The 12,287-nt window shown below is 43.8% G+C and carries 15 protein-coding genes; 2 read left to right on the top strand and 13 right to left on the bottom strand.

The annotated features are described in order from the left end of the window. Positions 1-132: 132 nt before the first annotated feature. Positions 133-1,152, bottom strand: coding sequence for a DNA polymerase III subunit delta (holA, locus tag N1I80_RS13525; RefSeq protein ID WP_340738392.1), 1,020 nt, complete (start codon positions 1,150-1,152; stop codon positions 133-135). A gap of 222 nt (positions 1,153-1,374) precedes the next feature. Here holA and N1I80_RS13530 point away from each other — a divergent pair, with 222 nt between their 5' ends. Beyond that, complete coding sequence (locus N1I80_RS13530) at positions 1,375-1,509, top strand: YqzM family protein (RefSeq protein ID WP_340738393.1); 135 nt, start codon at positions 1,375-1,377, stop codon at positions 1,507-1,509. Positions 1,510-1,565: 56 nt separating this feature from the next. Here N1I80_RS13530 and N1I80_RS13535 read toward each other — a convergent pair whose 3' ends face one another. From N1I80_RS13535 to N1I80_RS13585, 11 genes are all read right to left on the bottom strand, one after another. Beyond that, positions 1,566-3,779 carry a DNA internalization-related competence protein ComEC/Rec2 gene (locus N1I80_RS13535; protein WP_340738394.1) on the bottom strand — a complete coding sequence of 738 codons (2,214 nt, stop codon included), beginning with the start codon at positions 3,777-3,779 and terminating at the stop codon, positions 1,566-1,568. Positions 3,780-3,859: 80 nt separating this feature from the next. Continuing rightward, positions 3,860-4,423, bottom strand: coding sequence for a ComE operon protein 2 (locus N1I80_RS13540; protein WP_340738395.1), 564 nt, complete (start codon positions 4,421-4,423; stop codon positions 3,860-3,862). Positions 4,424-4,468: 45 nt separating this feature from the next. Further along, positions 4,469-5,119, bottom strand: coding sequence for a helix-hairpin-helix domain-containing protein (locus N1I80_RS13545; protein WP_340738396.1), 651 nt, complete (start codon positions 5,117-5,119; stop codon positions 4,469-4,471). Positions 5,120-5,222: 103 nt separating this feature from the next. Beyond that, entirely contained in the window at positions 5,223-5,963 is a 741-nt protein-coding gene (locus tag N1I80_RS13550; protein ID WP_340738397.1) for a class I SAM-dependent DNA methyltransferase, read from the bottom strand. Beyond that, entirely contained in the window at positions 5,960-6,307 is a 348-nt protein-coding gene (gene rsfS / locus N1I80_RS13555) for a ribosome silencing factor (RefSeq protein WP_340738398.1), read from the bottom strand. The genes N1I80_RS13550 and rsfS overlap by 4 nt, the downstream gene beginning before the upstream one ends. Continuing rightward, on the bottom strand, positions 6,307-6,879 hold the full coding sequence (gene yqeK, locus N1I80_RS13560; protein WP_340738399.1) for a bis(5'-nucleosyl)-tetraphosphatase (symmetrical) YqeK: 573 nt from the start codon (positions 6,877-6,879) through the stop codon (positions 6,307-6,309). Before yqeK ends, rsfS begins: the two co-directional genes overlap by 1 nt. After that, on the bottom strand, positions 6,869-7,438 hold the full coding sequence (locus tag N1I80_RS13565) for a nicotinate-nucleotide adenylyltransferase (RefSeq protein ID WP_340738400.1): 570 nt from the start codon (positions 7,436-7,438) through the stop codon (positions 6,869-6,871). Before N1I80_RS13565 ends, yqeK begins: the two co-directional genes overlap by 11 nt. A gap of 14 nt (positions 7,439-7,452) precedes the next feature. Next, positions 7,453-7,743 (bottom strand): ribosome assembly RNA-binding protein YhbY, encoded by a 291-nt coding sequence (gene yhbY / locus N1I80_RS13570; RefSeq protein ID WP_340738401.1) that lies wholly within the window; start codon positions 7,741-7,743, stop codon positions 7,453-7,455. Positions 7,744-7,746: 3 nt separating this feature from the next. Further along, positions 7,747-8,574 (bottom strand): shikimate dehydrogenase, encoded by an 828-nt coding sequence (gene aroE, locus N1I80_RS13575; RefSeq protein WP_340738402.1) that lies wholly within the window; start codon positions 8,572-8,574, stop codon positions 7,747-7,749. A gap of 13 nt (positions 8,575-8,587) precedes the next feature. Next, on the bottom strand, positions 8,588-9,688 hold the full coding sequence (gene yqeH / locus N1I80_RS13580) for a ribosome biogenesis GTPase YqeH (protein WP_340738403.1): 1,101 nt from the start codon (positions 9,686-9,688) through the stop codon (positions 8,588-8,590). 2 nt (positions 9,689-9,690) lie between these two features. Then, positions 9,691-10,206 carry a YqeG family HAD IIIA-type phosphatase gene (locus N1I80_RS13585; RefSeq protein ID WP_340738404.1) on the bottom strand — a complete coding sequence of 172 codons (516 nt, stop codon included), beginning with the start codon at positions 10,204-10,206 and terminating at the stop codon, positions 9,691-9,693. Between the two features lie 205 nt (positions 10,207-10,411). Between N1I80_RS13585 and sigK the strand changes: the two genes are divergently transcribed. Continuing rightward, positions 10,412-11,113: an RNA polymerase sporulation sigma factor SigK gene (gene sigK / locus N1I80_RS13590; protein ID WP_340738405.1), complete on the top strand. Its 702-nt coding sequence runs from the start codon at positions 10,412-10,414 to the stop codon at positions 11,111-11,113. A gap of 467 nt (positions 11,114-11,580) precedes the next feature. Here sigK and mtnN read toward each other — a convergent pair whose 3' ends face one another. Next, complete coding sequence (gene mtnN / locus N1I80_RS13595) at positions 11,581-12,273, bottom strand: 5'-methylthioadenosine/S-adenosylhomocysteine nucleosidase (protein ID WP_340738406.1); 693 nt, start codon at positions 12,271-12,273, stop codon at positions 11,581-11,583. Positions 12,274-12,287: the final 14 nt, after the last annotated feature.

Genomic DNA, 12,287 nt, shown 5'->3' on the forward strand with positions numbered 1-12,287 from the left:
AAGCCTAAGACCGTCCGGATTTAATTTCCGGACGGTCTTTTTTATGCTTACAAAACCACAAAATCTCGTACTGTGGATAAGTTATGACGTAGAGATTTCGCGCTTAGGGGCTTGCGCTTTTGTTCTTATTTTCTATCCCTTCCGCAAAGGCTCCATAAAAAACAATTCCAATATCCGCTCTCTTTTGCCGCTTGTTGATTTCAATTTATAATCGATTGCAGCTAGCTTATCTAAAATCAACAGTAGACGCCCTTCACTCGGTAGACTACGGTTTTCCATCATCAATTTTACCCTATAAGGATGGACACTCAATGTTTGAGCAATTTGATTTTGTTGATAGCCTTTTTTGCGTAAAGATCCTACATGAATCATCAAACGAATATGGCTTGCAACGAGTGATGTCAACATGATAGGTTCCTCTCCATTACGCAGTAGATCATGGTAAATAGAGACCGTATCCCCCACACGTCCGGTCACATAAGCATCCGTTAATCGAAAAACATCCATTTCAGGTGTTCGCGGTACAAGAGATTCTATGACCTCGGCTGTAATGTCTCCTTCTCCACTCAAATAGGTTGCCATTTTAGCCAATTCCGCAGAAAGCGTTAATAGACTATCCCCCGCCATTTGCACAAGTAGTTCTGCATTCTGCGGGGCTATACGCGCCCCCTGTGCCCCTGCCTCCTGTTGAACCCATGTAAATAAGTCCTTGCCTTGAAGACGAGCTGCTTCGATAACCGTCGCATGTTCTTTCAATTTTTTCGTAATGCGTTTCCTAGCATCCAACTTTTCATAAGGGGCTATAAATACCACAATTGCAGTCGGAGATGGATTTGCTAACCACGCTTCCAGTAGCTCCAAATTATGCGTCACTTTCTCTTTTCCTTTATCTTTCGCAGTTAAAAAAGAAGCGTTTCCTGCTATGATTAACTTGCGATCCTCGAGAAATGGCAACGTATCCGCCTCTTCGATGACCGCGTCAATCGAGCTCTCTTCCAGATCAAAGCGAATGACTGACGCATCATCTATATCAGGTAATGCTTTTTTTAGACGCGCAATCGTTGCATCAAATATATGTTGTTCGAGCCCAGTTAGTAGATAGACTGAATCGATTTCCCCTGCGGCTATTTTTTTCCATACTGCAGTCGCCACATTACTCACCTCTTCTACATTTATCACTTTCGATTATACTACATCATAAATCAACTGTATCAATTACGCCTCGATTCAATTTAATCAGCAGGGAATTCAAGCTCCCTGCTGATTAAATTGAACAAATTGTGTCATTTACAGACGAACATGGACAAAAGTTTGATTGCTCTGGATTTTTCGTCCGCTATCATCTATACTATAATGGAATTAGGAGGTGTAGCAATGAACGATTTTGAACACGACGTACAGTCCAAACGTAATGATGCTATCGATTCAGGTATCGGCTTCGCAGTAGCATTTGTAGCTTTTACAGCAATCTTTTTGATTGCTACAATTATCGATATCGTCGCACGCTAATATTTTTCTAAAAATAGCCTTGTAGCTTCCTTTACCGGAAGGACAAGGCTATTTTTTTATGGAGCCGGCGCCATGACAGAAACCTCATAACGTTCTTTTTTCACGGTTACAGTTATCGAACCTGATTCCGCCGTCGATAACGTTGGAAGATCATATTTGCGAAATGTCTCAACAACTTCTGGATGCGGATGCCCATAGCGATTATTTTTACCTGCCGAAAAAATAGTTAATACCGGTCGCACTGCGTCAATGAACGGTTCTGTACTAGATGTTCGGCTGCCATGATGCCCCGCCTTTAAAATAAATGAAGAAAAATCAGCTTGTCCATACCGGCGTAAAAACTGTCGTTCCCCCTCTTTCTCCATATCGCCTGTAAATAAAAACGAAGGTCCTGTCGTCGTCATGTACAAAATGAGGGAGCTTTCATTTCCTTTATATACGCCATCTGTCGGCCCTATATAATGAAATGCTGTCTGACCTTCCTGCCATGAAACGCCTGCCTTCATCTGAAAAAGAGGAATTCGCTGCTCCTCTACAAGGCGCATGACACTCTCCATCGCCTTTTCCTTGTCACTACCAGCTGCAATATGGATTTCGCGCACCCGGATGTCTTCGAGCACTTCATCCGCACCTTCTATATGGTCGGCATCTGCATGTGTCAGCATTAGTTTGTCGACAGTTGTAATGCCTCGTCCTTTCAAGTAAGGAACGACAATTTTCCGCCCCACTTCAAACGGTTTACTCGACGTTTTCCAATTCTTCTCCCCAAATGTAACTGTCCCACCCGTGTCAATTAAATAAACCGCTCGGCGATAAGGAAATTCAATAACAATGCTATCTCCTTGTCCCACATCGAGGTAAGTCACACGCAACGTACTGTCCGTATAAGGCATCATGTGGATGATGACTGCTGGTACGATAACCCAAGGCAATGACCGAAAAACAGCAACATTCCGCTCACAATGAATAAAAAATAACAACACGCCCACAACAGCTAGTGCTGCACATAGCGCATCTGGTTTACCAGGTGTCCATAACTGGTATGGCAATGCAGCAAGCCAACTCGTAGCACTACCAACCAGCTCTCTCAAAGGGACATACAACAGAAACAACAGATCAGCTAGCTTCGGCCACAATAATGTCGTCAATAAAAATAAAATATTTGCAGGTAAAATAATGACCGAATACAAAGGTACATAAACAAGATTCACAACAAAGGATGATATGCTCAGCTCATGAAAATGAAATAACAACACGGGATAGAGCGCCAACTGGCTGATTGATGTGACGTAAAATGATGTCGCAAGGGCCGTTTTCGCCTTCGCTAACAAAGACGATGAATAAACAATTGAACCAGCTGCCAAATAAGATAATTGAAAGCCTGGTTGAAACACCACAAATGGTTGATAAACGATCAAAACGACGGCACTAATGGCGAGCGCATCATCTAACCTGACCCTTATCCGCCCTGACGCTGCTAAAAGGACGAGCATCGTCACTGACACTGCTCGCCACACTGACGGGGCTCCACCCGCCATAACTGCGTAAAGAGGCAACAAGATAACGAGCAGCATGTCCACAGTCTCTTTCCTCATGGACATTCTGAGTAAAATTCCACGGAACAGGAACGCCAGCAGCCCGACGTGTAGTCCTGAGATGGCAAACAGATGGGTAATGCCAAGCGTCCGATAATTCGACGCTAGCTCGTCATCCATGCCACTACGATCCCCAATCAATAGCGCCTCCGCCTCTACTCTGAGTGTTTCAGGAAATGTCGCTACGATATGTTTTTTCACATTATTCCTTTGTTCGGATAGACGGGTTCGGATACCCGATTTTTGCTCGACCTGAATCATCAAGTTTGCTTCAAACACACCCGACGCCCCGTACATCTTCATATATTTTGTCATATTAAATGAGTAGTCATGTGAGGGGATATCGGGCTCACGGAAGGTCCCAGACATCGTAAAAATCATCGATGAGCTATTTATAGTAAGAAAGCGCATTTTTTCTTGTTCACTCGTAAAGGAATAGACGGCGTACACCGTTTGCCCAGATGAGGTTTTGGCAAAGCCTTTCATTTTTCCACCATCAATTTTCACAGTATCTGACCAGGTGAATGAAAGAGTTGCAGGACCTTCTTCCATCATGAGCGGAGTGGTTGCTGATATATAGAAATAGGAAAGAAATGCAGCTACAACTGCGAGGATAGGTGTGAGAAAATCTTCTTTTCTACGGAAGAAAATGGGGAGTAGTAGCAGGTTACACACTAGTAGATAAACCGGACCGTATGCAGCAAATGCTGATACGGCGACCGGTATGGCGATATAGATGAATCGTATACGCGCTATTATTTTCCGAATAGGCCATCCACCCTTTGCTTATAAGGGATAAGTTCTTCATTGTCGACGCCAAGCTCCTGCATTTTATGCAACAGTTCATTGAATAGCTCCAACTTGCTATCGCTCGTAAAATCGACATGCTTTTCATCGAACGGAATATGCTGAACAGCCACCCCCGATTGGGCAAACAGTTTAATAGCATAATCATTGTTACGGTAATCTGTCGAGTAAATGACCTGCCGTATTCCTGCCTGGATGATTGCTTTTGAGCATTGTAAACACGGAAAATGCGTGACATACAACGTCGAACCAGCAACAGGTATTCCGTATTTCGAACATTGTAGCAATGCATTCATCTCTGCATGAATCGTTCGAATACAATGATTATCGACGACATAGCAACCGTGATCGATACAATGGTCTCCTCCCGATATGGAGCCGTTATAGCCTCCTGCGACAATGCGATTATCTCTGACAATCGTTGCACCAACTGCAAGCCTTGTACACGTACTTCTCAATGCTAGTAAATGACATTGAGCCATAAAAAACTGATCCCATGTTATTCGCTCCATATGATTGCCTCCAACATTTTTTAGTTATAGCAAGTTGTTACGCCACTAATCCACAGTAATCTGGAGGACCAGCTTATCAAATGTTTTCTGACCGATTCCGGAGACTTCCATCAACGATTCAGGCATTTTGAACAAGCCATGCTCCTCCCTATATTGAATAATAGCGGCCGCTTTTGACGGACCAATGCCAGGGATGGTCATCAGCTGTTGTTCATCCGCGGTATTGATATTGATTTTTCCGTCATCTTGTTGCACGGTTGTCCCAATCATCGGGAGTGACGCGAGCTCTACAGGTTGTTCTCCTTCGACGGGCACATAAATGACCATTTCATCCACTAATTTCATCGCATGATTCAGCATGCGAGAATCAGCAGTAGGCAAATAACCGCCTGCTGCATGAATGGCATCAATAAGACGGTCTTCTGGTTGCATCGAATAGACACCAGGATGCAAAATCGCTCCTTTTACGTCCACAACAATAGGAACGGAGACAATAATCTCTGTCGTTTCTATCACTTCTTCACTTGATAGTTCTATCAATTCAGGGAATGGGTTTTGTTCGCTCATGACAAACGCATTGTTGTCAGCCTGTCCTTTGGGGAGGAACAGTACGGCGAATATGACAGCGATTGCTGCGATTGGGGTTATGATTTTACGCCATTTACTAGATACAAACGAAAGAAACAGTACATTCACCTTCCTTCAGCAGCATCCATATGGAGTCCTTTCCATTATATTGCAAAATACTCCATAAATCAACAGTGCCTTGTATCTTTTTAGATACTAAAAAGGATTAGAGTTATTTTCGTACTTGAAAAAATATTCGTTCACTTTCTTCATGCGGCGGCTCATCTTCCCAATCCGCAAAAATTCGTTCCACGGAAAATCCTGCTTCCATCAGCATTTCCACATAATCATGGACTGCAAACGTGCGCTGGCTATGAACTTCATCAAAACGTCTATACAATCCATTCGCTTCTTGAATAAAAAAGGCCAGTTCGGAATCCACAGAGTGGGGCTGTTCGCCCTCTTCCGTTTCCCATATGTACGCAATTCGACCATCATCAAACGTAAAAGGACCTTCCATAAAAATCACATCTGTTTTAAACGTTGAATGGACATCAAACACCAATGCCCCTCCTACAGCGAGTGATGCATAGATTTGCTGAAATGTTGCTTGCACATCTTCTTGATCTGCTAAATAATTCAGTGAATCAATCGCAATAACAGCTAGGTCAAAGCCAGTAAAACCGGCTAGTTGCTGCATCGGTTGTTCAATGAATTGAACGGGCAAGGAAAGTGCCTTTGCCCGTCCTTCTGCTACTGCAAGCATTTCGGCAGAAAGGTCAATTCCCGTGACTTTCGCACCAATCTTTGCAAGTTTCACGGATAATAATCCCGTTCCGCAGCCGATATCCAATACGCGTTTACCGGCAATCCCCCCCGCTGCTTCGTCTAGTAGATCAACGTAAGCATCGTAGGGAATATCCGTCATGAGTTCATCATAGACAGCGGCAAATTCAGTATAGGACTGCGTCATTTTCCTTCAGCCATATCAAGCAACGGGGCGTCTCCCCAAAGCTTTTCAAGGTTGTAGTAACCGCGCTCATCGCGATGGAATACATGAACAACAACGTCGCCAAGATCGATGAGTACCCATCTTGCTAAATCCATTCCTTCAACTCTTTTCACCATATAACCGTTTTCTGAAGCTTTATCCGCTACTTCTTTTGCTATAGCTTGGACTTGTCGTTCTGAGTTGGCATGGCAAATGATGAATTGGTCCGCAATAAGCGAAACGCCTTCCATGTTTAAGACGACAATGTCTTCCCCTTTTTTATCATCCACCGCTTTATAAGCTGTTGCTAGTAATGTAGTTGTCATTATGTCACTGTCCCCTTCTTGTTTACATACTCATTATAACAGTCAATTGAATCCGGAAAAACCGGCACTCTTTTATTCACCAGAAATTGCACTGACTGATAGATGCAAGCTTCCATTGCTATATCGAGATTTTCTTCAGCTCGTTGTCTTAAAATTTCCACGCCTGGAAAACTGCGTCCAGGTTCAATCATATCTGCGATGTAGATAAGTTTTTCAAGCATAGACATATCGGCACGACCCGTCGTATGATAACGGACCGCATTCAATACATCCTCATCCTCGATACCGAATTCATCACGTGCAATCATCGCACCCACTGGCGCATGCCATAATTCGTGGTGGAATGAGGTCAGTCGTGAATCCTGACTCCATCGCACAAGATACAGACGTAAATCATCCTTATCCATACATTTTGCAATGTCATGGAACAATGCCGCCTGCTCCGCTTGTTCAACTGACATCTGGTACTTTATCGCCAGCAACTTTGCCGTTTCTGCGACACGTAAAACGTGTTCATAACGTGCTGTTGATAGTCGTTGCACTAGTTGTTGTTTTAGTTCGTTAACATCCATATAAACCCTCCTCACGGATAAATGCCTCCACAGTAGGTGGGATTAACAATTGGATGGTACCCTTATGAGCAAAACGTTGCCGAATTAACGTCGATGACAAATCAATTTGCGGAATGTCTACATGGATAATTGGATAATCGGTTTCACCAATCGTTCCTGGTCGTCCTACACCCACAAAATGAATAAGTGTCGCAAGCTCTTCAATACGATGCCATTCCGGCAACAAGTCAATCATATCGCCGCCAATAATGAAATAAAAGTCGTTATTAGGCTCAAGAGTCTTTAACTGCTCCATCGTATCATAAGTGTAGGAAATACCACCTCGTTCAACTTCAAACGGAGATACGACTAGCCCATCTATGCCTGCCACAGCCATCTCCACCATATGAAGGCGCTGCGTAGCCGTAGCATCGCCTGGCGCTGTCTTATGGGGGGGAACCGCTGTCGGCATCAATCGAACTTCATCGAGGTTGAGCTTATGCCGAACTTCATTGGCGACAAGTAAATGGCCGATATGAGGTGGGTTGAACGTCCCACCAAGTATGCCTACTTTTTTCATAATATCGCACCCCCTTACGGCAGTTCGATACGTTTTTTCTCTTTTGATTCTTTATATAATACAATAATACTACCAATCACTTGGACAACTTCAATACCCACCTCGTTATCAAGCTTTGCAGCAATATCGTTTTTGTCTTCCTCACAATTTTGTAAAATCGTTACTTTGATCAACTCTTTTGCTTCTAACGCTTCTTCAATTTGAGCAATAACTGACTGTGTCAAGCCACTTTTCCCAATATGAACGAGCGGTTGTAAATGATTAGCGTTACTGCGTAAAAATCTTTTTTGTTTACCTGTTAACATGTGTTAACCTCCAAGAGATGTTGTTATTTTTTGTATCATTTTTTCTGTATTCGGTCGGACACCTGTCCATGTTTCAAAAGCGAGTGCACCTTGGTGGACAAACATACCGACGCCATTCATCGTTTGTGCACCCTTTTTACGGGCTTCTGCAAGGAATTCAGTTGCAAGTGGGTTATAGATAATATCAGCAACAACAGTTCCTGCCACCATGTTCTTCGGGTCTAACGGCATACCTGGTTGCGCAAAGTTCATGCCGACAGTCGTTGTTTGAACAATCAATCCAAATTCAGCAAGCGAGGACGCTGCCTCTTCGATCGTTAATACTTCCGAATTCGCTATACCTGCCGCCAATTGTTCAGCTTTCTCCATTGTTCGATTTGTAAATGAAATCGGTCCGTACCCCATGCTGTGGAGTCCATAAGCAATCCCCCGCGCCGCGCCACCAGCACCAATAATCAAAACTTTCTTCCCCTTGCACTGCACGCCATATGCTTCTTCTAGCGCCCGAACAAAGCCCAGCCCGTCTGTATTAGATCCAACAAGCTTACCATCTGGCAGAACGTGAACCGTATTGACTGCGTCCATTAATTGAGCAGATGGTTCCAACTGGTCTAGAAATGGAATAATCGCACTTTTATGCGGTACCGTCACATTCCAACCGCTACAACCCAAATTTTTCAAGCCAGCTACAGCATCCTGAAATCCTGCTGCTGTTACATGAATCGGGATATACGAAGCATCGATGTCATTTTCTATAAACCAAGCATCATGCATTGCTGGAGACATCGACTGGGCGATTGGGTCTCCAATAACGGCGTGCCATTTTTTCATAGGATGTTCCTCCTTAGATTAAGGCTGGTCGCAGAACAACATCGACGCCGCGCGGTGCATGAACGGCGACAACAACGCCCGGATGCTGGATTGTTACCCATCCAAGCCCCGAAATGACCAAATCCATTTTGCCTTTTTTAATCGAAAACTCATGACGCACGAATGGTGGTAGCTTCTCTAACGATTCACCAGACGGCGGCGATAATAGCTCACCTAAGTGTTCCTTATACAACGCATCTGCATTCGCTAACTTTGTCCGGTGAATCGGTAAATGATTGGACACATGAATCGTAAAGGAAGAGCGATCCCCCGCTATAAAATCAAAACGAGCGAGTCCTCCAATATATAGCGTCTGTTCCGCATTCAGCTGGAACACCTTTGGCTTAATTTCTTTTTTAGGTGTGATAGCTTTCAAATCCTGCGCATCAAGATAATGGGCAATCTGGTGATCGTTGATGATCCCTGGTGTATCGTAAATTGCCTTCCCATCATCTAGTGGAATTTCAACAAGGTCCAGTGTTGTTCCTGGGAAATGAGAAGTCGTAATGACCTCCCCAATACCTGTCACACTTTTAATAATCCGATTGATGAACGTCGATTTTCCGACATTTGTACAGCCGACCACATAGACATCCTTACCATGACGATGTGTATCAATGGCTGTTAGCGCCTCTTCCATTCCTTTTCCTGTATGAGCAGAAACGAGTAACACGTCAATCGGCTTCAAGCCTAGTTTCGCTGCCTCTGTCTTCATCCAGTTAATCAAACGATTTGGATTCAATGATTTCGGTAATATATCTGCTTTATTGCCAATCAGTAAAATATCTTTCTGACCTACAAAACGGTGTAAGCCATTGATCCAGCTACCATTGAAATCAAAAATATCGACAACTTTGACGACCAAGCCATCTTTCTGACCAATGCCATTCAAGATATTGAGAAAATCATCACCTGATAATGAGACAGGCTGCAATTCATTATAATTACGCAGTCGGAAACAACGTTTGCAAATGACGTCTTCTTTTTCTAACGATGCAGGAGGCGCATACCCCTCTATTTTCGGATTGTCGGTCTGAATCGTAATGCCACAACCAATACATTTTATGTCTTCCAAACTTATTCCTCCCACTTCAACAGGCCTTTACGTTTCAAATTAGCCATAATTCTTCTTTCCATCATTCGGTTAAACTTTGTAAAGAAGCCATCAGAGTTCGCCACTGGCACAACAAGTATTGTGTGCAAGCCTGCTCTGTTACCGCCTAAAATATCGGTCATCATCTGGTCACCGATGAAAACCGCTTGCTCTTTTTGGATACCCATAGTGGTAAGCGCCTTATTAAAAGACTTCTTGAGTGGCTTACGCGCCTCACAAATAAATGGAATACCGAGCGGATCACAAAATGCTTTGACCCGCACATTATTGTTATTCGAAACAATCATCACTTGTATGCCAACATCTCTCATGGATGTCACCCAGTCAATAATTTCAGCAGTTGCATGGGGGCGGTCCCATTCAACAAGTGTATTGTCTAGATCGGTAATAATACCTTTAACGCCTCGGGCCACTAGTTTCTCTGGTTGAATATGAAAAACGCTTTTGACGTATTCACCTGGCAAAAAATTGTTATACACGTTATCCACTCCGATATAGTACTGTTTCTGAAATGATTATAACATAATCATGCACTTTACACGCGTTGTTGAACAAAAGCGTCTGGCGCCCGGAGTATAGACGAGAAAATACGGACATCCTGTATCGCCTGTCCGACTAAAAAATCGGTGATATGGCAGGACCCGACCGCATATGCTGTCATACAACGACACAGGAGGTGGCCCGATGAGCGGGTTTGTCATGGCAATTGTACAGCTATGGCTCGAAGTTCCTGCAGTGATCGGCTATATTCGAGGGCAGGCTTTCCAGCGTCCCCTTTCGAAGGAAGAAGAAGCAGCTTGCCTACAACGCCTTGCAGAAGGCGATGAGGACGCTAGAGACGAACTGATTGAACGCAATATGCGCCTTGTTGCTCACATCGTAAAAAAATTCCATCCAAAACACGAATTGCTTGATGATTATATCTCCATTGGAACCATCGGACTCATGAAAGCCGTGAACAGTTTCACACCCGACCGCAAAACAAAACTTGCCACGTACGCCGCTCGCTGTATTGAAAATGAAATACTGATGTATTTGCGCACGCAGAAAAAAGTTCAAAAGGACGTTTCCCTCTTCGATCCAATCGGTATGGATAAAGACGGTCAATCACTGCAAATTGCAGATTTGCTTCAAACGGATGATGAAACCCCCGTCGAAGCAGTCGAGCACAAGGAACGCAAAGAAAGATTATATCGCCATCTCGGGAAACTGGATGGCCGGGAACTCGAAATCATTCAAAGACGCTACGGTTTGCTAGACGATCAACCGATGACGCAAAAAGAAATCGCCGAACAGCTCGATATTTCCAGAAGCTACGTCTCCCGCATCGAAAAACGTGCAATCGTTAAATTGTATCAGCTATTTAAGCATGAATACAACGAATAAAGAAATGCAGAAGCCCCTAGTCGCTAGAGCTTGACACCGATAAAAAAACAAAAAGGCGTTTCCATGCGGGAGTGATCCCAGCACAGGAAACGCCTCTTCTTTTATCTGAATTCAGCAGAAACTCCCTATTCTAGGGGGAGAAATTAAGTTTTATTTCTCCTTAGTGGCAGGATGAATGCAAGATGCCTTTTATTCAGCGGGAGTTCAAATTCCCGCTGACTCCAGATAAAGCCTCCGGCGGATGTCACGGATTTTTAGGGAAGCTTTTCGAGCTCGCTCGAAAAAATCCGGACGCAATTACGCCGAGGCGTAATTGATTACTCAATCCGCACGAACCTCACGGGAAATAACGACTGCAATGATTGTTGATGCGATAAACACACCTGTCATTAGAAATAACATGTGAAATCCCTCCTTGAAGATGTATAAATAAGAACTATCTATACATCTATCTTATCATGAAACACTCAAAGTTTCGAGATAGCTTTTAAAACAATATCCGTTGAATGGCGAGCCGCAATTGGAAGGAACTCATCGAAGCTAATCGATGATTCTTTGCCTGCGATATCTGATAACGCACGAATTACAACGAACGGCGTACCGAATTGATGACAAACTTGTGCAACAGCCGCTGCTTCCATCTCTGCCGCAATCATCGTCGGGAATTGCTTCTTCACTTTATCAACATGCTCAGCATCGCTCATAAACGTATCCCCAGAAGCAATTAGCCCTGTCGCATGTGCATGCTCTCCGAGTTCCTCAACAGCAGCACGCGCTACGTCAATCAGCTTTTCATCTGAGCGATATGCTGCAGGTTGTCCAGGTACTTGACCAAGCTCATAACCAAATGCTGTCACATCGACATCATGATGACGTACTTCATCAGAAATCACAACCGTGCCTACTTCAAGGGATTCTAAGAAGCCACCTGCTGACCCTGTATTCAATACGACATCTGGCTTAAAATTATTCAAAAGAAGCGTCGTTGCCATAGCTGCATTCACTTTACCAATACCACTTTTCACAAGAATCACCGTATGTTCGCCAATTTGTCCATTGATGAATTCACAACCCGCAACTGTTGTTACTTGACCTGAACCGACTTCTTCTCGTAAAAGTTCTACTTCTTCTTCCATTGCACCAATCACTGCGATTTTCATGCTATTCCCTCCAA

This window comes from Sporosarcina sp. FSL K6-3457, assembly GCF_038007285.1.
Taxonomy (GTDB): domain Bacteria; phylum Bacillota; class Bacilli; order Bacillales_A; family Planococcaceae; genus Sporosarcina.

Excerpts from the sequence above, each read along its gene's own strand:
- N1I80_RS13530 (WP_340738393.1), top strand. The coding sequence starts at position 1,375 with ATGAACGATTTTGAACACGACGTACAGTCCAAACGTAATGATGCTATC.
- N1I80_RS13540 (WP_340738395.1), bottom strand. The coding sequence starts at position 4,423 with ATGGAGCGAATAACATGGGATCAGTTTTTTATGGCTCAATGTCATTTA.
- N1I80_RS13550 (WP_340738397.1), bottom strand. The coding sequence starts at position 5,963 with ATGACGCAGTCCTATACTGAATTTGCCGCTGTCTATGATGAACTCATG.
- rsfS (WP_340738398.1), bottom strand. The coding sequence starts at position 6,307 with ATGACAACTACATTACTAGCAACAGCTTATAAAGCGGTGGATGATAAA.
- yqeK (WP_340738399.1), bottom strand. The coding sequence starts at position 6,879 with ATGGATGTTAACGAACTAAAACAACAACTAGTGCAACGACTATCAACA.
- N1I80_RS13565 (WP_340738400.1), bottom strand. The coding sequence starts at position 7,438 with ATGAAAAAAGTAGGCATACTTGGTGGGACGTTCAACCCACCTCATATC.
- yhbY (WP_340738401.1), bottom strand. The coding sequence starts at position 7,743 with ATGTTAACAGGTAAACAAAAAAGATTTTTACGCAGTAACGCTAATCAT.
- aroE (WP_340738402.1), bottom strand. The coding sequence starts at position 8,574 with ATGAAAAAATGGCACGCCGTTATTGGAGACCCAATCGCCCAGTCGATG.
- sigK (WP_340738405.1), top strand. The coding sequence starts at position 10,412 with ATGAGCGGGTTTGTCATGGCAATTGTACAGCTATGGCTCGAAGTTCCT.
- mtnN (WP_340738406.1), bottom strand. The coding sequence starts at position 12,273 with ATGAAAATCGCAGTGATTGGTGCAATGGAAGAAGAAGTAGAACTTTTA.